Source organism: Halorubrum sp. ARQ200, from assembly GCF_005435115.1.
Classification (GTDB): domain Archaea; phylum Halobacteriota; class Halobacteria; order Halobacteriales; family Haloferacaceae; genus Halorubrum; species Halorubrum tropicale.
Genome location: NZ_SGTZ01000020.1, coordinates 1 through 23,470, shown reverse-complemented (window position 1 = coordinate 23,470; position 23,470 = coordinate 1). Strand labels below are relative to the sequence as shown.

Below are 23,470 nucleotides of genomic sequence, written 5' to 3'. Positions count from 1 at the left end.
GAACGTTGCTGCGAGGGGGTCGGCGCCGACTACGCGAACTCGTCGACCAGCTCGGGCACCACGTCGAAGAGGTCGCCGACGATCCCGTAGTCGGCGATGTCGAAGATCGGCGCGTTCGGGTCGGTGTTGATGGCGACGATCGTGTCCGAGCCCTTCATGCCGGCGACGTGTTGAACCGCGCCGGAGATGCCGACCGCGATGTACACGTCCGGCGTGACGACCTTCCCCGACTGGCCGACCTGGCGGTTCTTCGGCAGCCAGCCGTTGTCGACGATCGGCCGCGAGGCCGAGAGGGTCGCGCCGAGCGCGTCGGCGAGCTCCTCGACGAGTTCGAGGTTCTCTTCCTCCTCGATGCCGCGGCCGACCGAGACGAGCACGTCGGCGTCCGCGATGTCGACGTCGCCGCCGCCGACCTCCTCGAAGCCCGTGACGCGGGCGCCCGACTCGGGGATGTCGACGTCGGCCGCCTCGACGGTCGCGTCGCCGACCCCCTCCGCCGGCGGCCACTCGCCGCCGCGGACCGTGATGACGAAGCGGTCGCCGGCCACGTCGACGGTCGTCTCCACCTTCGAGCCGTACATCTCGCGGGTGACGGTGAGCCCGTCGTCGTAGTCGATCCCGACGGCGTCGGTCACGACGGGGACGCCGAGGTCCTCCGCGAGCGCCGGCGCGTAGTCGAGGCCGTTGACGGAGTTCGGCAGCACCACCGCGCCGGCGTCGAGCCGGTCCGCGAGCGTCGAGACGGCCGCCTGGTAGGCGTTGTGGTCGAACTCCTCGCCGTCGTCGACGGCGTGGATCGCGTCGACGCCCTCGCGGTTGAGGTCCTCCGCGAAGCCGTCGACGTCGCCGCCGATGACGGCCACGTGGAGGTCGGCGTCGCGCGCGTCGGCGAGCTCCCGCCCGGCCGTGATCGCCTCGTAGGTCACGTCCCGGAGCGCGCCGCGGCGGTGTTCGGCGGCGACGAGCACGCTCATCACGCGCCCACCCCCTTGTCCCGCAGGACCTCGGCAAGGCGACCCGCGGACTCGCCGGCGTCGCCCTCGATGATCTCCGCGTCGGACTCGCTCTCCGGCTCGTACATCTCGGTGACCGTCAGCGCGCTCTCCACGTCCTCGGCGCTCAGTCCGAGGTCGGACAGGTCCTTCGGGGCGATCTCCTTGCGCTGGGCCTGTCGGATCCCGCGGAGGCTCGCGTACCGCGGCTCGTTGAGCCCGGTCTGGACCGTCAGCACCGCCGGGAGGTCCACGTCGGTCAGCTCCTCGACGCCGCCCTCGAGCTCCCGGTGGACGTGCGCCACGCCCGCGTCGGCGTCGACGTCGAGGTGGTTGACGACCGCGGCGTGCTCGAAGCCGATCCGCTCCGCGAGCGCGACGCCGGTCGCGCCGAAGCCGGTGTCAGCGGCCTGGACGCCGCCGAGGATCAGGTCCGGCTCCTCCTCCTCGACGACCGCCTCGAACAGGTCGACCTTCGAGGCCACGTCGGCGAACCCGCCGGCGAGCGCGTCGTCCCAGACGCGGACCGCGCGGTCGGCGCCCTTCGCGAGCGCCATCCGGATCGTCTCCTCGGCGCGCTCCGGGCCGACGGTGACGGTCACGACCTCGTCCGCGATCCCGGCCTCGGCGAGCTGGACGGCGGCCTCGACGGCGTAGTCGTCCCACTCGTTCAGGTCGTACTCGAGGTCGGACTCGGCGATATCGGTCCCCTCGATCGCGAAGTCGTCGTCGGCCTCCGCGACCTCCTTGACGGTCACCAGAACCTTCATGATCGTTACTCAGTCGCTCGTCCTGTAATGGTTTTCGGAACGAGCGACGGCGGACCAGCGGTTTTCCTCGGTTCGTCCGACTCTGGGCGACGGCCGACGCCGCGGCGACCGCCCCGCTGCCCGCCACCACTGCCGCGATCGGCGGGCTACTCGTCGGCGCGGTCGCCGTCGGCCCCTCCGCCGTCCTCGTCGTCGGGCAGCGAGATGAGGTTCTCGCGGCCGAGGCGGAGCTTCTCGACGCGGCCCTCGTCGGCCATCGCCGAGAGCAGCTGCGACACCTTCGCGTCCGACCACCCGGTCTCGGCGACGATGTCGGCCTGCCGCATCCGGCCGCCGTTGGCGTCGAGGAGGCGCTCGACGCGCTCCTCGTCCGAGAGCAGCGAGAGGTCCTCCCCGTCGTCGCCGTCGTCGCCGTCGTCCCCCTCGTCGCCCGCGTCGGCGCCGTCGTCGTCCGCCTCCGGTTCCCGACCGGCGCTCCCGACGCCGCCCGGACCCGGCCCGCCGCCGGTCGCCACGTCCTCGCCGCCGTTCGCCGCCGACTCGCCCGGCCCGTCTCTCCCGGGGTTGATCCGGCGGTACCCGACGACGCTCCCGGCGACGAGGGCCGCGGCGAGCACGATCGCGGCCATCAGCATCGTCCACGGGGCGCCCGCTCCGGCGGGGCCGTACACGATCGCCACGGGCTCGCCCTCCTCGAACGTCTGTGGCCCCTCGATGATCACGTCGCCGTCCGAGAGCTGGGTCACGGCGCTGCTCGGCGTTCCGGTGACGGTGTACCCCTCGGGCGTCGCCACCTCCAGCGTCTGGCCCGCCTCCAGGCTGCGGAGCCACGTCTCGTTGTCCGGCGTCGTCAGCGCGTCGCCGAGGACGAGGCTCTCGCCGTCCCGTTCGAGGAACGCCGTCCAGGTGAACGTGAGCCGTACCTCGCCGACCGCGACCGCGTCCTCCGTCGCGACCTCGTACTCGCTCGGGTCCTCGTACACCTCGACCTCGCGCTCGACGTCCTCGATCGCCATCGAGCGGTCGACGTTGCGGCTCGCCTCGCGGCGGAACCCCTCGAACAGGGCGGCGTCGGGGCCGACCTCGCCGTCCTCGAAGCGGTCGCCGGCGGTCCTGAACGCCGCCGTCTCGTTCGCGTCCGCCAGCGAGTACCGGACCGCGACGGTCCAGTCGGCGCTGCGGTCGGGGTTCAGACCGATCCGGATCCGCGTCGTCGACGGCGACGTGATGCCGTCGTCGGTCTGCTGGCGAGCGGCCGTCGAGCGGTCCCCGACGGCGCCGGCGACGCCTGAGCCGTCGGCGGCGGCCGACGCGCGGGTCGGGTTCTTGTCAGCGTCGAGGGGGGAGGGGGCCGTGACCGCGCCGTCGGCCGCGACGCCGGCGCTCGCGATCAGCGCGAGCGCGACGACGGCGACCAAGAGCGCGCGAAGAGCGGGGTTCCGCATACGTCACGGGCCACTCGCGCGCCGGGCAAAACGCTTTCCATACGCTGTTTTTTGACAGGACGCCCGGCCGAGTCGCCGCTCGCGCCCGCGTGCCGCTTGACGGCGACGCGGGTCCGTCGGCCCGGGCGGCCGGCCGCAGTGGGTGGACTTTTTGTGTCCCGGGCCGAACCGTCGGCCGATGAGAGCCCTCCCGATCGCCGCGGTCGCGGTCTTGTTGGTCGTGGCCCCGGTCGCCGGCGTCACCGCGCCGGGCGCCGTCTCCCCGTCCGTCGACCCGGCGGAGTCCGCCGATTCGGCCTCGCCGGCCGCTCCGGACCTCCCCGCCGGTCCGGCGTCGCCCGGTAGTTCGACGTCGCCCGCGGACCCGACAGTCGCCGCCGGCCAGCCGGCGACGCAGATCGAAACGACGAACCTGACGCTCCGCACGCTCTCGACGCCGCCCGGGGCGGAGACGCGGGTCGGCACGTACGCCCGCGGCCCCGACCTCGGCTCGGCGCTCGGCTTCGCCACCGCCGACGCCGACGCGGCCGTCGAGACCGCGGCCGTCGTCGACCGGATCGAGGGCGCCGAGGCCGGTGTCGAGCGCCAACAGCAGATCCTCGTCGAGATCAACCGCGTCGAGCGCGCGGAGGTGGCGCTGTCCAGCCGCCAGGCGGACGCCTTCAGCGCGCACGCCGCCGGCGAGATGAGCGACCGCGAGCTGGTCGACGAGCTCGTCCGGGTGGCGGCGACCGCCCGCGAGTACGACGAGCGGCTCGAGGCCATCGACGCGCTCGCCGAGTCGACGGACGGGTTCAGCTCGCCCGGTCGGCTCGACGAGCTTCAGGTGGCGCTCCAGGTGTACGAGGGACCGGTCCGGGACCACGCGCTCGCGACCGCTCGCGGCCAGTCCTCGCCGAACGACATCTACGTCGCGTCGAGCGAAGACGCCGTCGTGCTCGCGACCGTCGTCGACGGCGAGTACGTCCGCGAGGTCTTCCGGACCGACCGCTGGGACCGCGGCGGCGGCGACATCTCGAATGACGCGGCGATAGCGATCACCGAGGCGGCCTACCCCGAGACGGCCGCGCTGCGCGAGCCCGACGCGTTCGGCGCGGGCGCGGTCCAGCGGATCACCATCCCGCACGAGTTCGGCGTCCTCCGGACGTTCGTCAGCGGCGGCACCGAGCGGGTGTTCGTCGAGCACCAGCGCGTCGACCTGGCCGCGTTCCCCGACACCGAGCCGGTCGCGGCCGCCGGCGACGGGTTCAACGTCACCGTCGAACGGACCTACCCCGGCGGGCCGGTGACCGTGACCGTCCTCGACGACGAGACCGGCGAACCGGTCTCCGGCGTCACCGTCACCAAGTCCGTCGGCGGCGGCGACAGCCGGGCGATCGGCGCGACCGACGAGAACGGCGTCGTCCGGACGCTCTCGCCCGCCGAGCCGTACCGCATCACGGTCGTCGACGAGCCCCGCGTCGTCGTCCTCGACGGCATCGAACCCCTCCCGACGCCGCGGCCGGTCGGCGACGAGTGACCGCCCGGGGCCGACGCTTTTACCCGAAACCGCCCCACCGCCCCCGTGTCACCAGTTGCTCGCCGCGCCCGAGGGATGGCGCCCGTCGCGGGCGTGCTGCTCATCGCGATCACGGTCGTGCTGGCCGGCGGCGTCGCGGCCGCCGCGCTCGGCGGGCCGAGCGCGACGGTGCCGCCGTCGGCGGTGCTGTCGCTGTCGGCGACCGACGATCGGGTCGCGATCGACCACCGCGGCGGCGACCCGATCGACGTCGCGGCCGTCCGGGTCCGCGTCAGCGTCGACGGCGAACCGCTCGACGAGCAGCCGCCGCTCCCGTTCTTTTCGGCCGCCGGCTTCCACCCCGGTCCGACCGGCCCGTTCAACTCCGCGGGCGACGACACGCTGCGCGTCGGCGAGACGGCGGCGTTCCGCGTCGCTGACACCAACGACCCGACGCTCGAACCGGGCCGACGAGTCACCGTCGAGATCACGGCCGCCGGCCGCCCGGTCGCGACGCTGGAGACGGTCGTCGAGCCGGGGTAGAACGCGCGTCTCGGACGCCTTCGCACCGGCGTCCCGGTTCGGCGTCGAGCGCCGAGGGATCCGACCGCTACTCGGCGCCGGGCGCCGAGGGGTCCGCGTCGGGAGCGGCCGCGGCCGACTCGTCGCCCGATTCGCCGTCGTCGGGGACGCGGGCGACGGTCGTGATGGCGCGGGGGCTCTGCGGCGTCGCCTGCTGGATGTGGTGTTCGAACTCCTCGTAGCCGGCCGCCTCGAACATCCGGTCGGCCTCGTCGGCGTCGTAGAACAGCATGATCGCGTCGGCCACCCGCTGGAGGATCGGGTTGTGCGGGTAGTCGGGGCCGACGACGAGCACCTGCCCGCCGGGCTTCGCGACGCGCCGGAGCTCGCGCAGCCCGTCGACGGGGTTCGGCCAGTACTCGATGGAGCCGGACGACCAGACCACGTCGAACGCGTCGTCGCGGAACGGGAGCCGCTCGGCGTCGCCGCGGTAGAAGTTCACTCGGTCGCGCTTCCCGAACTTCTCGAACGCCTTCTCCATCTGGTGGATGCTCTGGTCGAGCCCGTGGACGTCGTCGGCGTGTTCGAGCAGTCCCTCCGTGCCGAAGCCGGTCCCGCACCCCACGTCGAGCACCGTCGGGTCGTCGCCGAACTCCAGCCACGAGAGCGCCTCCGCGCGCATCTCCTCGTTCCAGTTGAAGCTGTTAATCCGGTCGTACACCTTCGAGAGGTACTTGTAGAAGAGCCGGGCGTTCGACTTGTCCTCGAGGATCCCCATTTACCGGTTCCTTGGGCCGGCGGCCCCATAACGACACGGATCCGCGGGCGGGATCGGCCGCGGACGAGCGGGCCGCGCCGCTTCCGACCGGCTTTTCCGCCCGCCGCCCCACCGCTCGGTATGGACCCGACGACGAGCGGCCGGTTCCGCGTCCACGACCGGCGCCGGCGGCCGGACATCGCCGACGAGTCGGACGGGGGCGACCCCGGCGCGGCCGACGCCGAGGAGTTCGTCCTCGTCGAGCTCGCCGACGAGCCGGTCGACCCGACGGCCCCCGACGCCGAGGACCGTTACGACCCCCTCTACGCCACCGCGGAGGGATATGAGGGCGACCTCGGCGAAGCCGTCGACGCGCTCCGGCCCGGCTTCGTCGTCGACGCGACGCTGGCGTGGACCGACGGCTCCGCGCGCTTCCGCGACGTCGGGGTCGTCCGCAAGACCCGCTTCCGCTTCGCCGACGACGTCGAGGGGATGTTCGAGGCGGCCGTCGAGACCTGGCGGCAGATCCGCGCCGAGGGCGAGCCCGTCGGCTCGATCACCACCCGGTCGAACGACGGCGACCCCAACGGCGCGTTATACCTCTTCGCGGACGCGCCCGGCAGCGACACCTTCGACGAGGTCCGCACGGGTCGGCTCCCGATCGAACCGCTCGTCGCGCGCGTGAACGAGTCGCGCGACGACGACGGTCCGCGGGAGGTGTTCGTGTTGCGCCCCGCGGCCCACGAGTTCGTCGCCGTCTACGTCGTCTTCGACCGCGACGGCGTCCTCGCGCAGACGGTCCGTGACACCTACGACCTCGGGGCCGGGCTGGCGGCGGGGCTCGACGCGAGCTACCCGGGCGGCGACGACGGCGACTCGCTCGTCTCCGACGCCGCGGACGACGCCCCGGGGGAGTCGAACGGGTCGGACGACGACCCGCTCGACGATGACGACGACTTCGACGCCCTCGACCGCCTGTAGGCCGGCGCGTCTCCCCGGACTCCCGCGGCGCTACAGCCAGTCCGCCTCGGGGTCGACCCGACCGTCCGGCGTCTCGCCGTTGAGGACCGCCGCCACGTCGGCGGCGCCGCTCCGGTTCAGGTCGTCTTTCGCCTCCTCGCTGTACCACGCCGCGTGCGGCGTGACCACCGTGTCGTCACGGCCGACGAGCGGGTCGTCCTCCGGCGGCTCCTCGGCGAGCACGTCGAGGCCGGCGGCCTTTATTCCGTCCCGCTCCAGCGCGTCGAGGAGGGCGTCGGCGTCGACGACCGGGCCGCGGCTCACGTTGACGACCACCGAGTCCTCGCTCAGGCGCCCCAGCGCGTCCGCGTCGACGATCCCCCGCGTCGCGTCGGTCAGGGGGGCGTAGACGCCGACGTGGTCGGCGCGGTCGAACAGCGCCTCGAACTCGACCTTCTCGACGCCGTGGTCGGCCATCTCCTCGGCGTCGACGAACGGGTCGTGCGCGATCAGGTCGGCGCCGAACCCGGAGAGCTGTTCGGCCGCCCGGCGGGCGATCGGACCGAACGAGAGCAGGCCGATCGTCGACGCGCTCACCCGCCGGGTCGGGACGCCCGCCTCCCAGCTCCACCCGCCCTCCGCGACCGCGTCGTCGTACGGCTTGAGCGAGCGCAGACAGGCGAGGAGCAGCGAGACGGAGTGGGTCGCCACCTCGTCGGTACAGTAGTCCGGCACCCGGGTGACGGTCACCCCGCGCTCCGCGGCCGCCGCCACGTCGACGTTGTCGACGCCGACGGCCGAGCGGACGACGACCCGCGGGTCCGTGGCGTCGAGCGCCGCCTCGGTGACGGGGGTGTTGATGTCGGTAACGACTGCGTCGGCGTCGGCCGCCGCGTCGATCAGCCGCTCGGTCGACCCCAGTTCCGCGACCTCGACATCGACCGGCTCGTCGACCGCGTCGGCGAGTACCTCGCGGTACGTCTCCGGGTCTATCATCGGGAACGCCGACAGCACGACTCTGGGCATGCGCGGTCCTTCATCACCGACCCACTTGACGGCTGTCACTAACGCTGTCAGGCTCTCTTCCGTCCGATTCGATCGTGACAGATCGCCGCACCGGGCGCCGCGTTCCGATGGCTCTTTGCGGCGGCCGGCCGTACGTCCCCCCGTGAGCGAGGACAGTTCGAAGCCCCCGATGCTGGTCCTGTTGGAGTCGCTGTCGTTCTATCGCAACGTCCGGATCGGGGCGGCCGCCGGCGCGCTGCTCGCGCTCTCGCTGTACCTCGTCCGGACGCTCGAACTGCTCGGGCCGGTGATCGACACGCGCGAGTACCCGCTGTTCGGGCCCGACGTCTGGTTCCTCCTGCTCGCGTTCGTGCTGGCGGCGACGTCGGCGCTGGCGGTGGCGGTCGTCCTCACGGTCGCGGCGGCGGTCCGCGGCGCGCGCGAGGGCGGGGCGGAGCCGCCGGAGTAGCGGTGGACGCCGTGCGGGGCGGTCCGTGGCGCGCGGGACGCGTCGCTCGGCGTCGCCGAGAGAGGGTGAGAATACGGACGGGACGGGGAGTCGACCGCCGCGGGTCAGTCGGCGGTACAGGAGGCCTCGCCCTCGTCGGCGGTGAACTCCTGGGCCGGCTCCGTGAGCTTGTAGAGGTTCTGTCTGGCGTCCGCGAAGTATACGTCCTCGTCGACGACGCCGATCCCTTCGAGCCGTTCGAGCGCGTACCGGACGGTGCGGGCCGACAGCATCGACTCTTGGACGATCCCCTTCTGGGTCAGCGGTCCGTTGTACTCGAGCACCTTGAAGACGAGTTTGGCGCTCGGTGGGAGGTCGTCGAGCCCCTCCGTTTGAGTTCCTTCCATCGTTACGATTCGAAACCGCACACGTTCATAAATGTTGATGGAGCAACCCCGTCTCAGCGCCGTTTACCGGCGAAATCGGCCGCATCTCGCGTCACAAACCAGCAAAATAAGCCGCTAATTTCCCGCTGGACTGACCAGTCAGTCAGCGATTCGGCTCGCGCGCGCCTCGGCCGCGGCGACGCGCGGCGGTGCCCGAGCGTCGCGTCCCGAGGGCGGCCCGTCCCGGTCGCGAGCGACGGCGGGAACGAACGGCTTTTCACGGGCGCTCGCGGATCCGAAGCCATGAGCGACGATTCGGGCCTGTCCGACCACGCGCGCGGCGTGGTCGTCACGACCATCTGCAGTCTCGCCGGGATCGCGGCCGGCGTCGTCTCGGCCGTCTACGTCGGCACCGACCCGGCGTCCGCCGCGAGCACCACCGCGGTATTCGTGCTCGGCGCGTTCGTCATCGCCCAGTACCCGATATTCAAGGCGGTCGGCGTCGGCGACCTCGGGATCAAAGACAACCTCTACGTGGCGTTTCTCACGTTCACCCTCTGGTTCATCAGCTACACCGTCTTGCTGACCTCGGCCGTCGACCTGGGGGTCTGAGATGGCCGACGACAGTATCGCGGTCGTGGATCTCGACCGGTGCCAGCCCGACCGCTGCAACTACGAGTGTATGAAGGACTGCCCGCCAAACCGGACGGGCAAGGAGTGTATCACGGAGCGCGGCCCGGACGCCGAGGAGGGCGACCCGGACCAGATCCACATCTCCGAGGAGATCTGTCTGGGCGAGACCTGCGGTATCTGCGTCCAGTCGTGCCCGTTCGACGCCATCGAGATCATCAACCTCCCCTCCGAGCTCGACGACGACCCGGTCCACCGCTACGGGGACAACGCCTTCTCGCTGTACGGCCTCCCGACGCCGGAGCCCGGCAGCGTCACCGGCATCCTCGGGCCGAACGGGATCGGGAAGTCGACCGCGGTCCACGCGCTCGCCGGCGAGATGGTCCCGAACCTCGGCGACCACGCCGCCGACGGCGACTGGGAGCGCGTCCTCGACCGCTTCCGCGGCACCGGCCTCCAGAACTACCTCGAATCGCTGAAGGCGGGCGACGTGACGGTCGCGCGCAAGCCGCAGTACGTCGACCAGATCCCCAACCAGTTCGACGGGAACACCCGCGAGCTGTTGGAGCGGACCGACGAGCGGGGCGCGCTCGACGACCTCGTCGACCGCCTCAACATCCGCCCGGTGATGGACCAGGACATCGACTCAATCTCCGGCGGCGAGCTCCAGCGCGTCGCCATCGCGGCCTGCCTCGCCCGCGACGCGGACTTCTACTTCCTCGACGAGATCACGCCGTACCTCGACATCGGCCAGCGGATGATCGTCGCCCGGCTCATCCGCGAGCTCGCGGACGACGCCGCCGCCGACCGCTCGATGCTCGTCGTCGAGCACGACCTCGCGATCCTCGACCTGCTCGCCGACACGCTCCACGTCGCGTACGGTGAGCCGGGCGCGTACGGGGTCATCACCGACCCGAAGTCGGTCCGGAAGGGGATCAACGAGTACCTGAAGGGGTACCTCGACAACGAGAACATGCGGATCCGGCCCTCCGCGATCACCTTCGAGGAGCACGCGCCGCGGGTCGCCTCCCGGAGCGAGACGCTGATCGAGTACCCGGACCTGCGGAAGTCGTACGGCGACGGCGAGTTCGAGCTCCGCGTCGAGGGCGGCGCGATCAACCGCTCCGAGGTGCTCGGCGTCGTCGGCCCGAACGGGATCGGGAAGTCCACGCTCGCGCAGCTGTTCACGGGCGACTTGGCGCCCGAAGAGGGCGAACTCGACTTCGCGCTCGACATCTCCTACAAGCCGCAGTACATCGACATCGACCGGCACATGCGGGTCGACGCGTTCCTCTCCTCTATCACCGACGAGTTCGGCTCCTCCTACTGGAACACCGAGATCGCCCAGCCGCTCCAGTTGGAGCGCGTGATGGAGCAGAACCTCTCGGACCTCTCCGGCGGGGAGCGCCAGCGCGTCGCCATCGCGGCGTGCCTCTCCGACGACGCCGACCTCTACCTGCTCGACGAGCCCTCCGCCCACCTCGACGTCGAGCAGCGCGTGCGGGCGACGACCGCGATCCGCCGGTACGCCGAGAACCACGACGCGACCGTGATGGTGATCGACCACGACATCTACATGATCGACCTCCTCGCGGACCGCCTGATGGTGTTCGACGGCGAGCCGGCCGAACGCGGGCGCGCCGCGCCGCCGCAGGACATGCGCGACGGGATGAACGAGTTCCTCGCCGACCTCGAGATCACCTTCCGGCGCGACGAGCGCACCGGCCGTCCCCGGATCAACAAGCCGGGGTCGCAGCTCGACAGCCAGCAGAAGCGCGACGGCGAGTACTACTACTCGGGCTGAGGCAGTCGCTCGGACGACCGGTTCGCTCTCGCCGCTACCCCGAGCTTTTCGTCGCCCGACGCCGGAGCCTCCGCCATGCCCGAGACGGACGACGACCTGTTCGGCATGACGTGGGAGGACGCCGGCGCCGCGATCGACGACGCCGACTTCGCGGTGCTCCCGGCCGGCAGCATCGAGCAGCACGGCCCGCACCTCCCGGTGTCGACGGACACGCTCCGCGCGGACCACCTCACGGCCGAGCTCGTCGCCGCCGCCGACGAGTTCGACCTCGACCTGCTTCGGCTCCCGACGCTGCCGTACGGGCAGTCGGAACACCACATGCGGTTCCCCGGGACGGTCACGCTCTCGACGGAGACGTACGTCGACGTGGTCCGTGAGATCGGCGAGTCGGTGGCCGAACACGGCGCCGACCGGCTGCTAATTCTGAACTGCCACGGCGGGAACCGCGAGCCGCTGTCGATCGCCGCCGACCGCCTCGGTCGCGACACCGACCTCACCGTCCACTTCGTCCACTGGACGGACTTCGCGGAGGCGGACCTGACGGAGGCGTACGGCGAGGGCTGGGGCCACGCCGGCGACCACGAGACGAGCTTCGTCGAGCTGTACCGCCCGGACCTCGTGCGGACCGCAAAGAAAGAGCCGCAGGAGGCCGCGGAGCTGCCCAGCACTCGGAGCTACGAGTACTTCGACGAGGTGACGGAGCTGGGCGGGCTCGGCGACCCGACGAACAGCGACCCGGACGCGCTCGAACCCATCGTCGCCGCGACGACCCGGGAGATCCTCGGCGCGCTCGTCGAGGACCTCGACCGGGGCTGGTAGGGGGCCACCCCCGCGGTCCGCGGGGTCGCCGCCGCCGTTCGATCCGCGGTATCGAAGCGATTAAGCCCGGAACACGCGAACCCCGGCACATGCACCACCTCATCATCCGCGGCGACCCCGACATCCGGAAGGACGCAGTGATCGAGCACGACGGCGAGGAGCTGGTCTGTTTCGGCATCAACGTTCAGGGCGGCTGGCACGGCCCGGACGAGCCGCAGCTCTGGTGTACCGTCGGCACGGAAGACGAGCGCGAGGCGTACGACAAACGCGAGTACGTCCCCCACTGGCTCGACGTCGAGACGGTCGACGCCGAGGACCTCGACGTGATCAAGGCGAAGGGCGACCTCTCCGTCTGAGCGCCGCGAACGGCTCTTCTCGCCGACTCACCCGTCCACCGGCGGGTCCGCCAGCCACGCCTCGATGGCGCCGGCCATCGCCCCGCGGCGGTGGATCGTTCCCGCCTCGGGGTCGACGACCGTGCTCTCCGTCCCCGGCGTCTCGCCGCCGTCGATCACGGCGTCGACCCCCTCGCGGATCCGGTCGGAGAGGTCGCTCGGGTCGGTGACGCTGCCCGTCCCGGAGACGTTCGCGCTCGTCGCGGTGAGGGGGCCCGTCTCGGCCAGCAGCGCCCGCGCGAGGTCGTGGTCCGGCACGCGGATCCCGACGCGGTCGCGCCCGGCGGTGAGCGCGTCGGGCACCCGGTCGCCGCGCTCGACGACGACCGTCACCGGCCCCGGGAGGAACGCCCGCGCGAAGGCGACGGCCACCTCCGTCGGGCGGGTGTGGCGGAGCGCGTCGTCGACGCTCGCGACGCCGAGCGAGAGGGGGTTCGACCGGTCGCGGCCCTTCAGGTCGAAGACGCGCTCGACGGCCTCGGGGTCCAGCGCGTCGGCGCCCAACCCGTACACCGTCTCGGTCGGGTAGACGACGAGGTCGCCGCGGTCGACGGCGGCGGCCGCCGCGCGCAGCTCCTCGGATCGGTCCGGTCCGTCGTCGCTCGTGTCGGCGGTCACGCGCGACCGTTCGGCGGCGAGTTGAAAAAGCGTGACGAGTGTGTGCGGTCCGCGCGCCGGGCCGCGGTCCCGGGTCCGGTCAGTCGACGAAGTCGGCGACCGCGTCGCCGATCGCCTCGGCGTCGGGGAACTCGGGGTGTTCGCTCGCGACCCACGCGTACTCCACGGTGCGGTCGGCGTCGAGCAGGAAGACGGCGGGACGGCTCTCCGTGATCCCGCTCATGCCGTCGATCTCGTGTGCGAGGCCGTACTCCTCGACGACGCTCGCGCCCGGGTCGGAGAAGATCCGGACGCCGTCGCCGCGCTCGGCGAGCAGGCGCTTGTGGGCGTACGGCGTCGAGATGGAGACGCCGAGCACGTCGAGGTCGTCGCTCCACCCGTGGTCGTCGACCGTGTTGTAGAGGTACGTCCCCTGGAAGGTGCCGTCCATGGGATGGAAGAGGAGGAGCGTCGGCCCGTCGACGACGTCGGCGAGCGCGCGGTCCTCCCAGTACTCGCCGTTCACGAGCGGGCGGGTGAAGTCCGGCGCCGTGTCGCCCTCGGCGACGTGGTCGGTCTCGGGCAGGGAGACGACGTCGAAATCCGGCATCTCAAGCCCCCTCCTCGCCGTACATCCCCTTCAGGTACTCGACGATGTTCGCGCTCTCGGACATGGTGACGCCGGTCTCGCGGTCGACGATCGCCGGCACGCTCCGGGCGCCGGAGACGCGCTTGACGACGTTGCGCTCGGAGTGCATCGGCTCGACGTAGCGGGAGCGGTACGCTACGTCGAGCTCGTTCAACGTCCGGACGACCCGCTCGCAGAACGGACACGCCTGAAGCCGGTACAGGGTGATCTGTGGCTCGCTCATGTCCCGCGATTCGCCCGCGAGACGGGTAACCGTGTCGGCGGCGGCACGCGCCTCGGCGGCACTCAGCCGCCCCGCCGGCACTCAGCCGCCCCGCCGCGGGGCTCACCGAAGGGAACCCTTTAATCGTGGGCCGACGGATGACAAACGAATATGGGCTTGTGGTCGAGTACGCTGACGGCCGGTCTCCTCCAGATACAGATGCCCGGCGACACCGTCGTCGCCGCGCTCGGCGCGCTCACGATCCTGGTGTTGATCGCGCTGTCGGCGTTCTTCTCCTCGTCGGAGATCGCGATGTTCTCCCTGCCGCAGCACCGCATCGACAGCCTCGTCGAAGACGGGGTGCCGGGATCGGAGACGGTGAAGGCGCTGAAGACCGACCCGCACCGCCTCCTCATCACGATCCTCGTCGGTAACAACATCGTCAACATCGCGATGTCCTCCATCTCCACCGGACTGCTCGTCTACCTCGGCTTCGGGCAGGGGCAGGCCGTCACCATCGCCACCTTCGGGATCACGGCGCTCGTCCTGCTGTTCGGCGAGAGCGCGCCGAAGTCGTACGCCGTCGAGAACACCGAGTCGTGGGCGCTCCGCATCGCCCGCCCGCTGAAGCTCTCCGAGTACGTCCTCCTCCCGCTCGTGGTCCTGTTCGACTACCTGACCCGGGTCGTCAACAAGATCACCGGCGGCCGCTCGGCGATCGAGTCGTCGTACGTCACCCGCGACGAGATCCAGGACATCATCGAGACGGGCGAGCGCGAGGGCGTCATCGACGAGGAGGAGCGCGAGATGCTCGACCGCATCTTCCGGTTCAACAACACCATCGCCAAGGAGGTGATGACGCCGCGGCTCGACGTCACGGCGGTCGCGAAGGAGGACACCGTCGAGGAGGCGATCGAGACGTGTATCCAGGCCGACCACGAGCGCGTCCCCGTCTACGAGGGGAACCTCGACAACATCGTCGGCGTCGTCACGGTGCGCGACCTGGTCCGCGAGCTGCGCTACTCCGAGGGGACGCCCTCTCTGGAGCGGGTCGTCAAGCCGACGCTCCACGTCCCCGAGTCGAAGAACGCCGACGAGCTGCTCGCGGAGATGCAGGAGAACCGCCTCCAGATGGTCACCGTCATCGACGAGTTCGGCACCACGGAGGGGATCATCACGCTGGAGGACGTGGCCGAGGAGATCGTCGGCGAGATCCTCGAAGGCGACGAGTCGGCGCCCGTGGAGTTCGTCGACGACGATGTCGCGGTCGTCCAAGGACAGGTCAACATCGACGAGGTCAACGAGATACTCGGGATCGAACTGCCCGAGGGCGAGGAGTTCGAGACGCTCGCCGGCTTCGTGTTCAACCGCGCGGGGCGGCTCGTCGAGGAGGGCGAGGAGATCGAGTTCGACGGTGTCCGGATCCGCATCGAGCGCGTCGACAACACCCGGATCATGTCCGCCCGCGTGACCGTCCTCGACGGCGGCGCCGCCGAGGCGGAGGAGTCGAGCGCGCCCGTCGAGGCCACGGACTCGACCGACGAGAACGCGGCGGAGGCCGACGGCGAGGGCGATCCGGTCCAGAACGACGCGGAGTGAGACGGCGCCGCCGACGCCTTCCGGACTCGGATCGACCGTCGACGACTGCCGATACCGACCATCGTCCCCGCAGCGTCGCCCGCGAGCGACGCGCTACCCCGTTCAGACCGCGTAGGCGCGCGCGGCGGCGACGAGCGCCTTCCGGTAGTCGCTCTCGGAGGGGTCGTGGCCGAGGTCGAGGAAGCGCTCCTTGAACGCGTCGACGTCGACGGCGTCGGTGTCGCTCCCGGCGGCGCGCGCGAGATCGTAGATGCGGTGGTCGGGCCCCGCGATGCCGTGGCGCTCGACCAGCGCCAGCGCGAACGCCGCGTTGACGGCCGTTATCTCGGGGTCGGCGCCCGCCGTCACCGGCGGCGAGCCGGTGCGCGACACGTCGGGGCGGTCCGCGACCGCGGCCGCCAGCGTGGATTCGAGGAACCCGAGCAGCTTGCCCGCGGGCGCGACCGAGAGCGTGATGTCGTCGGCGTAGATGTCTTTCATGTGGTTCGCGATCTGGTAGCAATGCGCGAGCTTGCGGCGCTCCACGGTCTCGCCGGAGAGCCCGAGGTACAGCGCCTCCTCAGTCGACTGGAGGTGCGAGGGGTGGCCCTCCTCGTACCGGGCCATGTGCGCGAGCTCGTGGATCGCCAGCTCGCGCGCCATCGCGCTCGTGGCGGCCCGCCGGGAGACGTTCAGCACGTGGTGGTCGTCGTAGTGGCCGGCCCAGGTCCGCTCGTCCGGGTCCTCGCGGACCACGACGCGGACCGGCGCCTCCACGGAGCGCTCGGTCTCGAAGAGGTCCGCGGCGCCGAGAAACGGGTCGGGGGGTACGTCCCCCTGGACGCGAAGATCCATGCGTACAGTTGACACGGGCGGCGGCGATAAGTCTCTTGCGCTCGTCGAACCCCGGTTCCGCCCGCGTCCGGGGTCGACGCGCCGAAGCCTCGCCGCCGGGATGCGCCGGCGTACGCTTTTGGGCCTCCTGGCCGAACCCCGACCCATGCGGATCTACGCGGCCTACGACGACGGCCTCCGGATCGTCGACCCCGCGACCGGCGCGGTCGAGACGCGCCTCTCCGGCCAGCGCGTCGAGTGCCTCTCCGTCGCGCGCCGCGAGGCCGGGGCCGACGACCCCGGACGACCGCGCGTCCTCGCGGGGACGTTCGACGCGGGGCTGTTCCGCTCCGTCGACGGCGGCGAGCGGTTCGCCCGCGCGGCCGAGGCGACGCTCGGCCCCGAGGGGTCCGGTCCCGACGCGGTGACCGCGGTCGCGACGAGCCCGCACGACCCCGCGGTCGTGTGGATCGGGACGGAGCCCTCGCGGACGTACCGCTCCGCCGACGGCGGCGAGACGGCCGATCCGGTCGGCGGCCTGACTGACCTCCCCTCGGCGTCGGAGTGGTCGTTCCCGCCCCGGCCTGACACCCACCACGTGCGGTGGATCGAGCCCTGCCCGGCCGACCCCGAGCGGTGGCTCGTCGGCATCGAGGCGGGCGCGCTCGCCGTGACCGCGGACGGCGGCGCGACGTGGACCGACCGCCCGGCCGGCGCCCGGCGGGACACGCACGCGATGGCGACCCATCCGGACGCGCCCGCCCGCGTCTACGCCGCGGCCGGCGACGGCTTCGCCGAGAGCGACGACCGCGGCGACTCGTGGCGCGTCCCCGAGGCCGGCCTCGACCACGGGTACGCCTGGGGGCTCGCGGTCGACCCGGACGACCCCGACACCGCGCTGGTCAGCGCGGCCGCGGGCGCGACGGCCGCCCACCGCCGCGGCGAGAGCTACCTCTACCGCTACCGGCGCGGCGAGGAGGGAGGAGCGGCGGGCTCGGAGCGCGGTCCCGGCGCGTTCGAGCGCCTCGACGACCGCGGGTTCCCGACGGGCGCGGGCACCTACCGGGCGGTGCTGGCCGCCGGTCGGGCCGCGGGGGAGATATGGGCGCTCTCGAACCGCGGGCTCTTCGTCACCCGCGACGCGGGCGACTCCTTCGAGCAGGTGCCGGTCGACCTCCCGGACCGGGCGGCGCGGGCGCTCGCGGTCGGTTGACGGCCGCGAGAAGAAAGGGACCGGGAACCGAGCGACGCGGTCAGTCCCGGACCGCGCCGACGATCAGGTAGACGACCGGCGTGTCGAGGACCGCGATCCCGAGCTTCAGGATGTACTGGCCGAGGCCGAGCGCGAGCAGCGTCGGCGGGTCGAACACCGGTCCGACGCCGAGCAGGAGCGGCGCGGCGTAGAAGGCGACGCCGACGAAGATGACGGTGTCTATCGCCTGGCTCGACGCCGTCGACGCGAGGTTGCGGAGCCACAGCATGCGCTCGCCGGTGCGGTCGCGGATCGCGTGGAAGACGAACACGTCCCAGTTCTGGCTGACGACGTACGCCAGCAGGCTCCCGGCGACGATGTTCGCCGCGGGCCCGAGCGCGGTCTGGAAGGCGGCCGACACCTCGGGGTCGACCCCGGGCGCCGCGAGCGTCGACCACACGAGCGCCAACACGAGGAAGTTCGCGAGGAACGCGACGTTGACGACCACCTGCGTCGCCCGCCGCCCGTACAGCTCCGCGTAGCAGTCCGACGCCAGGAACGTGAGCGCGTACGCCAGCGCCGCGCCGGGCAGCAGGATCTCCGGCCCGACGACCGGTAACGCGACCGGGAGCGGCAGCGCCAGCACCTTCGCGGCCGTGAGCTGCGCGGTCGCGAGCGCGACGGTGAACAGCGTGATCAGCCCGACCGCCGCGACCGCCGACCGGTCGAGGGGGTCGGTCCGGAACGGCCCGCTCCCGCCGGTCGCGGTCCGGCTACTCATCGGTCCCTCCGCTCGTCTCGGCCGCGGTCGACGTGCGGTCGCCGTCGAGTCGGTCGTGGCGGGCGTCGATCTCGTCGAGCAGGTCGAGGTTCTTGCGGATCGACGCGCGCACCGCGTCGCTGCGGTTCACGAACTTCCCGTCGTCGCCGACGTGCTCGTCGAGGTCGGCGAGCAGCTCCGCCGGGATCTCGACGCTTATCTTGGGCATACTCGTCTCGTGGACGCCGGGCGGGGATGAACGTTATTATCCGAGGATTATCCGGGGGCTCTCACGGTAGTCGGACTCGGGGGCGAGCGGGCGGCGTCGAACTCGTAAACCGCTACGTTGAAGTAGGTTTACGAGTCCGTTCAGCCATGGCAACGAACACGGAGTCCGTCGACCTCGTCGGCGACGAGGCGGCGACGAACCTCGCGCGCGCCGCGCTGTTCGCGGCGCTCGTCGGCGCGTTCGCGTACGTATCGTTCCCGTTCCCGGTGTCGCCCGCGCCCGTCACGCTCCAGGTGCTCGGCGTGTTCCTCGCCGGGATCTTCCTCGGCCCCGTCTGGGGCGCCGCCGCCCTGGTCCTCTACCTCGCGGCCGGGGCGCTCGGCGCGCCGGTGTTCTCCGGCGGCGCGGCGGGCTTCGGCGAGCTCGTGGGCGCGACCGGCGGCTACCTCTGGTCGTACCCGCTCGCGGCGGGGCTCGTGGGGGCGATCGCGCACCGCGGCGCCGCTCTCCGCGACCTCGACGCCGTCTCCGCCCCGCTCCTCGTGGCCGCCATGACCGCGGGGACGGTCGTCGTCTACGCGATGGGGGTCGCCGGCCTCTACCTGACGCTCGACCTCACCCTCGCCGAGTCCGTGATCCAGGGCGCCGTGGTCTTCCTCCCGGCGGAGGGCGCGAAGATGGCCGCGGCGATCGGCATCGTCCGGTCGGACGCGATCGCGGCGCGGTGAGGGGCCCGCCGTGATCGAGGTCCGGGAGGTCACCTGTCGGTACGGCGGCTCCGGTGACGAGGGCGGCGTCACGGCAGTCGACGACGTCTCACTCTCGGTCCCCGACGGCCAGTTCCTGATCGTCGCGGGCGCGAACGGCTCCGGGAAGACGACGCTGGTCCGGACGTTCAACGGGCTCGTCGACCCCGACGCCGGCCGCGTGGCGGTCAACGGGACCCCGGTCGAGACCGACCTCGTCGCGGCCCGGACCGCGGTCGGGATGGTGTTTCAGGACCCCCGCGACCAGTTCGTCGCGGCGACCGTCGGCGCCGACGTGGCCTTCGGGCCGGAGAACCTCGGCCTCTCGCACGCGGAGATAGACCGCCGCGTCGAGGCCGCGCTCGACGCCGTCAACATGGCCGGCCGCGAGACCGACCGGATCGCGTCGCTGTCAGGCGGCGAGCGCGAGCGGGTCGCGATCGCCGGCGCGCTGGCGATGGAGCCCGACCACCTCGTCTTGGACGAGCCGTTCACCGGCCTCGACGAGCCGGCGCGGCGCTCGGTCGTCGAGCGGCTCCGCGCGCTCCGCCGCGAGGGGACCGGGGTCGTCGTCGTCACCCACGACCTCCGGGACGTGTTCGGCGTCGCCGACCGCGTGGTCGGCCTGGCGGACGGCCGCGTCGCGATCGACGCGCCGCCGGCCGAGGCGGCCGCGGCGCTCCCCGGGCTCGACGTGCGCGTCCCCGAGGCCGACCCCGCCGAGCCCCGCCCGAGCGACGGATGACGCTGTCGTACGTCCCCGGCGACTCGGTCGGCCACCGCCTCGACCCGCGCTCGAAGCTGCTCGTGCAGGTCGCCTTCGCGGCGGCGGCGTACGCGCACACCACGCCGCGCGGGCTCGCCGTCCTCACCCCCCTCGCCGCCGCCTGCCTCCTCGCGGCCGACGGCGGCGCCCGCGACCTCTGGGCGTACCGGGTCGCGCTGCCGTTCCTCCTCGTCGCGCCGCTCGTCGCCGGCGCGACCCTCGGCGCGCCGTGGTTTCGGGTCGAGCGCGCGGCCGGCACGGCGCTCGCGAGCTACCGCGTCCTCCTCATCCTGGTCGTCGCGGCCGCGTACGTCCGGTCGACGCCGGTCCGGGAGTCCCGCGCGGCGGTTCAGCGGACGATTCCGGGGCGCCCGGGCGTCTTCCTCGGCGCGGGCGTCGCACTCGTCTTCCGGTTCCTGCCGCTCCTGCGGCGCGACCTGTTCGCGGCGCGCGACGCCATGCGGGCGCGCCTCGGCGACGAGCGCCCCGTCTGCGACCGGATGCGGATCGTCGCCGTCGCGGGGATCGACCGCGCGCTCTCCCGGGCCGACCGGCTCGGGACGGCGCTCGTCGCCCGCTGTTTCGCGTGGAACCCGACCCTCCCGCGGCTGGCGTTCCGCCGCGTCGACGCCCCGGCGCTGGCGCTCGCCGGGTGCCTGCTCGCGGCCGCGGTCCTCCGGGTCGCGTGAGGCGGCAGGGCACCGGCGGCGCGTCGCCGAGCGCTCGAAACCGGGGAACGCCGAGCGACGGCCGCCCGGTTGTGGCAAGTTTTAACCTCACGGTATCCCGGTGATCGATCATGACTCCCCTACAGGCGGCCACCCGAGAGACCTTCTGGACGATCGGTCCGGTGGGGAAGGCGGCGTTCTACTGGCTCGCCGCCGTCGCGGTCCTCGTCTTTCTGTACGGCGTGTACGCGCGGTTCGCGGCGTACGCGCGCGGTAGCGCCGACCCGCGGGACCGGCTGTCGGACCTGCCCGGCCGGGTCGCCGCCGCGACGAAGACCGTCCTCGCGAACGAGAACCAGTTCGACGGGGACCTGTACACCGGCGTGATGCACACGTTCGTGCTGTGGGGGTTCCTCGTCTTACTCGTCGCGACGACGATCCTCGGCATCGACATCGACCTCTACCGCCCGCTCACCGGCGAGTCGTTCTGGGTCGGCGACTTCTACCTCGCATACCAGTTCGCCGTCGACGCGTTCGGCCTGCTGTTCGTCGTCGGCGTCGGCATGGCCGCGTACCGCCGCTACCGGCAGCGCGAGGGCCGGCTGTGGGGCAAACACACCTCCCTCGAAGACGACGCGTTCGTCTGGACGCTGCTCCTCCTCGGCGTCGGCGGCTTCCTCGTCGAGGGCGTGAGCATGGTCGGCCAGCCGCAGCGGGCGACCGAGACCGTGAGCTTCGTCGGGATGGCGCTCGCGACCGGGCTGGAGGCGGCCGGGCTCACGGCCGCGGGCGCGGAGGCGATATACGGCGCCCTCTGGTGGAGCCACTCGCTGCTCGCGTTCGCGTTCGTCGCGTGGATCCCCTACGCGAAGCCGTTCCACATGATCTCCTCGTTCGCGAACGTCGTCGCCCGCGACGAGAAGGCGGGCGCGCGGCTCCCGAACGTCCCCGCGGACCTCGATCACACCAACGCCGAGTCGTTAGAGGACTTCACGTGGAAGGAGCTGCTCGACGGCGACGCCTGTACCAAGTGCGGGCGGTGTACAGACGCCTGCCCCGCCGACACCGTCGGGCGGAACCTCGACCCGCGGAACGTCATCCTCGACCTGAAGTCGTACCGCGAGTCGGTGAGCGACGACCCGGTGGCCGGGCGCGGGGACGGGCCGGTGGCGACCGACGGCGGGACCGCCGCCTCTGACGGGGGGACCGTCCCCATCGTCGCCGACGAGGGCGGCGTCATCGACGCCGAGTCGATGGAGTCGTGTATGTCCTGTATGGCGTGTATGGACGCCTGCCCCGTCGACATCGAACACCTCACCTCCTTCACGAAGATGAACCGCCAGCTCGTCGACGAGGGGGCAGTCGACTCGAACCTCCAGGACGTGTTCCAGGACGTGATGGGGAAGGGGAACACCTTCGGCGAGTCGCAGTCGGCCCGCGGCGACTGGACCGACGACCTCGACGACGCCGTCGACGTGCCCGACGCCCGCGAGACCGAGGTCGAGTACCTCTGGTACGTCGGCGACTACCCGAGCTTCGACGACCGGAACAAGAAGGTCGCCCGCGCGCTCGCGCGTCTCTTCGACGAGGCCGACGTGTCGTTCGGCATCCTGTTCGACGACGAGAAGACGGACGGCAACGACATCCGGCGGATCGGCGAGGAGTTCCTCTACCTCGAACTCGCCGGTCACCACGTCGAGACGTTTGCTGACTGCGAGTTCGAGAACATCGTCTGTACCGACCCGCACTCGTACAACACCATCAAAAACGAGTATCCCGAGGTCGACTTCGCGGAGTTCGCGGACGACCCGATGATGCCGTTCGACCGCGAGGAGCCGTGGAACGCGGACGGCGCGGTCGACGTGTTCCACTGGACGCAGGTGGTCGAGGAGTTAGTCGCGGACGGTCGGCTCGACCTCGCCGGCGACGAGTTAGACTACACCGTCACCTATCACGACCCCTGCCACCTCGGCCGGTACAACGACGAGTACGAGGCGCCTCGGGAACTCATCAGGGCGACCGGCGCCGACCTCTACGAGATGCCCCGCTCGCGGGACGACTCGTTCTGCTGTGGCGGCGGCGGCGGCGGCCTCTGGACCGAACACGACGAGGAAGTCAAGCCGAGCGAGGAGCGCCTCCGGGAGGCGGTCGAGGACACCGACGCGGGGGCGGCGATAGAGAAGTTCGTCGTCGCCTGCCCGATGTGTACGACGATGTTCGAGGACGGGCGGAAGACGGGGAACTTCGAGGACGACGTGGAGATCGTCGACATCGCGGAGCTGCTGATCGAGGCGGTGGAGGCCGGCTCGTAGCGGTCGGGGACTCGTTTTTCGGGACCATTCGACCCTACGCGTGCGGCGACCGCGGGTCGGCGGCGTCGTCGGTGCGCCGCAGCAGCGCCCGCGCGGGGGCGCGGTCGCGAACCGGGGCGTCGCCGAGGTAGTCGACGAGCGCGTCCCTGAGCAGGGCGATCCCCTCGTCGTCGAGCGCCGCGCCGCGCTCTATCGACTCGATCGAACGGCGGTACGGCCTGTCGTCGTCGGTGGCCGCGGTCGCGGCGTCGATCAGCGCGGCGTGAGCTACCCACGCCTCCTCCCGGGAGGTCGTCGGCGCCGGCGGCCCGTCGGTGGTGGGAGGGCTCATTCGTCCGGCTTCTCCCGGTACGGGGACTTAAAACTACGTCCCGATCGGCGCGCGGTGTTAAGTTAAGGAAGAGGCGGGACGAGGATTCAGTGCTCTATGCCGAAAACCGCCCGCCTCACCGAGTGTACCGAGTGGATCGACTTGGAGTTTGTGGAGCGAGAGCGGACACCCCGCG

The 23,470-nt window shown here is 71.8% G+C and carries 27 protein-coding genes; 14 read left to right on the top strand and 13 right to left on the bottom strand.

The annotated features are described in order from the left end of the window. Positions 1-29: 29 nt before the first annotated feature. From EXE50_RS16525 to EXE50_RS16515, 3 genes are all read right to left on the bottom strand, one after another. Positions 30-977, bottom strand: a complete 948-nt coding sequence (locus tag EXE50_RS16525) for an electron transfer flavoprotein subunit alpha/FixB family protein (RefSeq protein ID WP_121600965.1) — start codon at positions 975-977, stop codon at positions 30-32. After that, positions 974-1,762 (bottom strand): electron transfer flavoprotein subunit beta/FixA family protein, encoded by a 789-nt coding sequence (locus EXE50_RS16520; RefSeq protein WP_053771832.1) that lies wholly within the window; start codon positions 1,760-1,762, stop codon positions 974-976. The genes EXE50_RS16525 and EXE50_RS16520 overlap by 4 nt, the downstream gene beginning before the upstream one ends. Before the next feature lie 146 nt (positions 1,763-1,908). Further along, positions 1,909-3,207, bottom strand: coding sequence for a hypothetical protein (locus EXE50_RS16515; RefSeq protein WP_137705604.1), 1,299 nt, complete (start codon positions 3,205-3,207; stop codon positions 1,909-1,911). Between the two features lie 178 nt (positions 3,208-3,385). On the opposite strand from EXE50_RS16515, the gene EXE50_RS16510 reads away from it, so the two are divergent. Both EXE50_RS16510 and EXE50_RS16505 read left to right on the top strand, forming a co-directional pair. Next, positions 3,386-4,726, top strand: coding sequence for a hypothetical protein (locus tag EXE50_RS16510; RefSeq protein WP_053771830.1), 1,341 nt, complete (start codon positions 3,386-3,388; stop codon positions 4,724-4,726). A 75-nt stretch (positions 4,727-4,801) separates the two neighbouring features. After that, a complete protein-coding gene (locus EXE50_RS16505; protein ID WP_053771829.1) occupies positions 4,802-5,248 on the top strand; it encodes a type IV pilin in 447 nt (148 codons plus the stop codon). A gap of 67 nt (positions 5,249-5,315) precedes the next feature. Here the strand turns inward: EXE50_RS16505 and EXE50_RS16500 are convergent, their stop codons facing one another. Continuing rightward, entirely contained in the window at positions 5,316-6,005 is a 690-nt protein-coding gene (locus EXE50_RS16500; protein WP_137705603.1) for a methyltransferase domain-containing protein, read from the bottom strand. Between the two features lie 120 nt (positions 6,006-6,125). On the opposite strand from EXE50_RS16500, the gene EXE50_RS16495 reads away from it, so the two are divergent. Next, on the top strand, positions 6,126-6,965 hold the full coding sequence (locus tag EXE50_RS16495) for a DUF6663 family protein (protein ID WP_137705602.1): 840 nt from the start codon (positions 6,126-6,128) through the stop codon (positions 6,963-6,965). 30 nt (positions 6,966-6,995) lie between these two features. On the opposite strand, the gene EXE50_RS16490 is transcribed toward EXE50_RS16495, so the two are convergent. Continuing rightward, positions 6,996-7,970 (bottom strand): C-terminal binding protein, encoded by a 975-nt coding sequence (locus tag EXE50_RS16490; RefSeq protein ID WP_121600960.1) that lies wholly within the window; start codon positions 7,968-7,970, stop codon positions 6,996-6,998. Between the two features lie 169 nt (positions 7,971-8,139). Here EXE50_RS16490 and EXE50_RS16485 point away from each other — a divergent pair, with 169 nt between their 5' ends. After that, on the top strand, positions 8,140-8,418 hold the full coding sequence (locus tag EXE50_RS16485) for a hypothetical protein (RefSeq protein ID WP_053771968.1): 279 nt from the start codon (positions 8,140-8,142) through the stop codon (positions 8,416-8,418). A gap of 104 nt (positions 8,419-8,522) precedes the next feature. On the opposite strand, the gene EXE50_RS16480 is transcribed toward EXE50_RS16485, so the two are convergent. Then, positions 8,523-8,804, bottom strand: a complete 282-nt coding sequence (locus EXE50_RS16480; RefSeq protein ID WP_008443026.1) for a helix-turn-helix domain-containing protein — start codon at positions 8,802-8,804, stop codon at positions 8,523-8,525. A 282-nt stretch (positions 8,805-9,086) separates the two neighbouring features. Between EXE50_RS16480 and EXE50_RS16475 the strand changes: the two genes are divergently transcribed. From EXE50_RS16475 to EXE50_RS16460, 4 genes are all read left to right on the top strand, one after another. Continuing rightward, positions 9,087-9,395 (top strand): hypothetical protein, encoded by a 309-nt coding sequence (locus EXE50_RS16475; RefSeq protein ID WP_053771825.1) that lies wholly within the window; start codon positions 9,087-9,089, stop codon positions 9,393-9,395. A gap of 1 nt (position 9,396) precedes the next feature. Then, positions 9,397-11,217: a ribosome biogenesis/translation initiation ATPase RLI gene (locus EXE50_RS16470; RefSeq protein WP_137705601.1), complete on the top strand. Its 1,821-nt coding sequence runs from the start codon at positions 9,397-9,399 to the stop codon at positions 11,215-11,217. A gap of 75 nt (positions 11,218-11,292) precedes the next feature. Next, a complete protein-coding gene (locus tag EXE50_RS16465; protein ID WP_137705600.1) occupies positions 11,293-12,036 on the top strand; it encodes a creatininase family protein in 744 nt (247 codons plus the stop codon). An 89-nt stretch (positions 12,037-12,125) separates the two neighbouring features. Further along, positions 12,126-12,392: an HAH_0734 family protein gene (locus EXE50_RS16460; protein ID WP_053771822.1), complete on the top strand. Its 267-nt coding sequence runs from the start codon at positions 12,126-12,128 to the stop codon at positions 12,390-12,392. A gap of 27 nt (positions 12,393-12,419) precedes the next feature. Here the strand turns inward: EXE50_RS16460 and EXE50_RS16455 are convergent, their stop codons facing one another. The 3 genes from EXE50_RS16455 to EXE50_RS16445 form a co-directional block, all read right to left on the bottom strand. Continuing rightward, positions 12,420-13,049, bottom strand: a complete 630-nt coding sequence (locus EXE50_RS16455) for an L-threonylcarbamoyladenylate synthase (protein ID WP_053771821.1) — start codon at positions 13,047-13,049, stop codon at positions 12,420-12,422. Positions 13,050-13,128: 79 nt separating this feature from the next. Next, a complete protein-coding gene (locus EXE50_RS16450; protein WP_137705599.1) occupies positions 13,129-13,638 on the bottom strand; it encodes a redoxin domain-containing protein in 510 nt (169 codons plus the stop codon). Position 13,639: 1 nt separating this feature from the next. After that, entirely contained in the window at positions 13,640-13,900 is a 261-nt protein-coding gene (locus EXE50_RS16445) for a glutathione S-transferase N-terminal domain-containing protein (RefSeq protein ID WP_053771819.1), read from the bottom strand. A gap of 150 nt (positions 13,901-14,050) precedes the next feature. Between EXE50_RS16445 and EXE50_RS16440 the strand changes: the two genes are divergently transcribed. Continuing rightward, a complete protein-coding gene (locus tag EXE50_RS16440) occupies positions 14,051-15,478 on the top strand; it encodes a hemolysin family protein (protein WP_053771818.1) in 1,428 nt (475 codons plus the stop codon). A gap of 102 nt (positions 15,479-15,580) precedes the next feature. On the opposite strand, the gene EXE50_RS16435 is transcribed toward EXE50_RS16440, so the two are convergent. Beyond that, positions 15,581-16,312, bottom strand: a complete 732-nt coding sequence (locus EXE50_RS16435) for a DUF5781 family protein (RefSeq protein ID WP_121600955.1) — start codon at positions 16,310-16,312, stop codon at positions 15,581-15,583. A 145-nt stretch (positions 16,313-16,457) separates the two neighbouring features. On the opposite strand from EXE50_RS16435, the gene EXE50_RS16430 reads away from it, so the two are divergent. Next, a complete protein-coding gene (locus EXE50_RS16430) occupies positions 16,458-17,504 on the top strand; it encodes a hypothetical protein (protein ID WP_137705598.1) in 1,047 nt (348 codons plus the stop codon). Between the two features lie 40 nt (positions 17,505-17,544). Here EXE50_RS16430 and EXE50_RS16425 read toward each other — a convergent pair whose 3' ends face one another. Both EXE50_RS16425 and EXE50_RS16420 read right to left on the bottom strand, forming a co-directional pair. Next, positions 17,545-18,264 carry a queuosine precursor transporter gene (locus EXE50_RS16425; protein ID WP_053771815.1) on the bottom strand — a complete coding sequence of 240 codons (720 nt, stop codon included), beginning with the start codon at positions 18,262-18,264 and terminating at the stop codon, positions 17,545-17,547. Next, positions 18,257-18,472, bottom strand: a complete 216-nt coding sequence (locus EXE50_RS16420; RefSeq protein WP_053771814.1) for a type II toxin-antitoxin system ParD family antitoxin — start codon at positions 18,470-18,472, stop codon at positions 18,257-18,259. Before EXE50_RS16420 ends, EXE50_RS16425 begins: the two co-directional genes overlap by 8 nt. 146 nt (positions 18,473-18,618) lie before the next feature. On the opposite strand from EXE50_RS16420, the gene EXE50_RS16415 reads away from it, so the two are divergent. From EXE50_RS16415 to EXE50_RS16400, 4 genes are all read left to right on the top strand, one after another. Continuing rightward, on the top strand, positions 18,619-19,200 hold the full coding sequence (locus tag EXE50_RS16415) for a biotin transporter BioY (protein WP_053771813.1): 582 nt from the start codon (positions 18,619-18,621) through the stop codon (positions 19,198-19,200). Positions 19,201-19,210: 10 nt separating this feature from the next. Then, positions 19,211-19,963 carry an energy-coupling factor ABC transporter ATP-binding protein gene (locus EXE50_RS16410; RefSeq protein WP_137705597.1) on the top strand — a complete coding sequence of 251 codons (753 nt, stop codon included), beginning with the start codon at positions 19,211-19,213 and terminating at the stop codon, positions 19,961-19,963. Further along, positions 19,960-20,673 (top strand): energy-coupling factor transporter transmembrane protein EcfT, encoded by a 714-nt coding sequence (locus EXE50_RS16405; RefSeq protein ID WP_137705596.1) that lies wholly within the window; start codon positions 19,960-19,962, stop codon positions 20,671-20,673. The genes EXE50_RS16410 and EXE50_RS16405 overlap by 4 nt, the downstream gene beginning before the upstream one ends. A 110-nt stretch (positions 20,674-20,783) precedes the next feature. Then, positions 20,784-22,964: a (Fe-S)-binding protein gene (locus EXE50_RS16400; protein ID WP_137705595.1), complete on the top strand. Its 2,181-nt coding sequence runs from the start codon at positions 20,784-20,786 to the stop codon at positions 22,962-22,964. A 34-nt stretch (positions 22,965-22,998) separates the two neighbouring features. Here EXE50_RS16400 and EXE50_RS16395 read toward each other — a convergent pair whose 3' ends face one another. Next, positions 22,999-23,295: a hypothetical protein gene (locus tag EXE50_RS16395; RefSeq protein WP_053771810.1), complete on the bottom strand. Its 297-nt coding sequence runs from the start codon at positions 23,293-23,295 to the stop codon at positions 22,999-23,001. Positions 23,296-23,470: the final 175 nt, after the last annotated feature.

What these genes read in the sequence shown, in the direction of transcription:
- EXE50_RS16520 (WP_053771832.1), bottom strand. Translation starts at nt 1,762, where the DNA reads ATGAAGGTTCTGGTGACCGTCAAGGAGGTCGCGGAGGCCGACGACGAC.
- EXE50_RS16515 (WP_137705604.1), bottom strand. Translation starts at nt 3,207, where the DNA reads ATGCGGAACCCCGCTCTTCGCGCGCTCTTGGTCGCCGTCGTCGCGCTC.
- EXE50_RS16510 (WP_053771830.1), top strand. Translation starts at nt 3,386, where the DNA reads ATGAGAGCCCTCCCGATCGCCGCGGTCGCGGTCTTGTTGGTCGTGGCC.
- EXE50_RS16505 (WP_053771829.1), top strand. Translation starts at nt 4,802, where the DNA reads ATGGCGCCCGTCGCGGGCGTGCTGCTCATCGCGATCACGGTCGTGCTG.
- EXE50_RS16500 (WP_137705603.1), bottom strand. Translation starts at nt 6,005, where the DNA reads ATGGGGATCCTCGAGGACAAGTCGAACGCCCGGCTCTTCTACAAGTAC.
- EXE50_RS16495 (WP_137705602.1), top strand. Translation starts at nt 6,126, where the DNA reads ATGGACCCGACGACGAGCGGCCGGTTCCGCGTCCACGACCGGCGCCGG.
- EXE50_RS16490 (WP_121600960.1), bottom strand. Translation starts at nt 7,970, where the DNA reads ATGCCCAGAGTCGTGCTGTCGGCGTTCCCGATGATAGACCCGGAGACG.
- EXE50_RS16485 (WP_053771968.1), top strand. Translation starts at nt 8,140, where the DNA reads ATGCTGGTCCTGTTGGAGTCGCTGTCGTTCTATCGCAACGTCCGGATC.
- EXE50_RS16480 (WP_008443026.1), bottom strand. Translation starts at nt 8,804, where the DNA reads ATGGAAGGAACTCAAACGGAGGGGCTCGACGACCTCCCACCGAGCGCC.
- EXE50_RS16475 (WP_053771825.1), top strand. Translation starts at nt 9,087, where the DNA reads ATGAGCGACGATTCGGGCCTGTCCGACCACGCGCGCGGCGTGGTCGTC.
- EXE50_RS16470 (WP_137705601.1), top strand. Translation starts at nt 9,397, where the DNA reads ATGGCCGACGACAGTATCGCGGTCGTGGATCTCGACCGGTGCCAGCCC.
- EXE50_RS16465 (WP_137705600.1), top strand. Translation starts at nt 11,293, where the DNA reads ATGCCCGAGACGGACGACGACCTGTTCGGCATGACGTGGGAGGACGCC.
- EXE50_RS16460 (WP_053771822.1), top strand. Translation starts at nt 12,126, where the DNA reads ATGCACCACCTCATCATCCGCGGCGACCCCGACATCCGGAAGGACGCA.
- EXE50_RS16450 (WP_137705599.1), bottom strand. Translation starts at nt 13,638, where the DNA reads ATGCCGGATTTCGACGTCGTCTCCCTGCCCGAGACCGACCACGTCGCC.
- EXE50_RS16445 (WP_053771819.1), bottom strand. Translation starts at nt 13,900, where the DNA reads ATGAGCGAGCCACAGATCACCCTGTACCGGCTTCAGGCGTGTCCGTTC.
- EXE50_RS16440 (WP_053771818.1), top strand. Translation starts at nt 14,051, where the DNA reads ATGGGCTTGTGGTCGAGTACGCTGACGGCCGGTCTCCTCCAGATACAG.
- EXE50_RS16435 (WP_121600955.1), bottom strand. Translation starts at nt 16,312, where the DNA reads ATGGATCTTCGCGTCCAGGGGGACGTACCCCCCGACCCGTTTCTCGGC.
- EXE50_RS16430 (WP_137705598.1), top strand. Translation starts at nt 16,458, where the DNA reads ATGCGGATCTACGCGGCCTACGACGACGGCCTCCGGATCGTCGACCCC.
- EXE50_RS16425 (WP_053771815.1), bottom strand. Translation starts at nt 18,264, where the DNA reads ATGAGTAGCCGGACCGCGACCGGCGGGAGCGGGCCGTTCCGGACCGAC.
- EXE50_RS16420 (WP_053771814.1), bottom strand. Translation starts at nt 18,472, where the DNA reads ATGCCCAAGATAAGCGTCGAGATCCCGGCGGAGCTGCTCGCCGACCTC.
- EXE50_RS16415 (WP_053771813.1), top strand. Translation starts at nt 18,619, where the DNA reads ATGGCAACGAACACGGAGTCCGTCGACCTCGTCGGCGACGAGGCGGCG.
- EXE50_RS16405 (WP_137705596.1), top strand. Translation starts at nt 19,960, where the DNA reads ATGACGCTGTCGTACGTCCCCGGCGACTCGGTCGGCCACCGCCTCGAC.
- EXE50_RS16400 (WP_137705595.1), top strand. Translation starts at nt 20,784, where the DNA reads ATGACTCCCCTACAGGCGGCCACCCGAGAGACCTTCTGGACGATCGGT.
- EXE50_RS16395 (WP_053771810.1), bottom strand. Translation starts at nt 23,295, where the DNA reads ATGAGCCCTCCCACCACCGACGGGCCGCCGGCGCCGACGACCTCCCGG.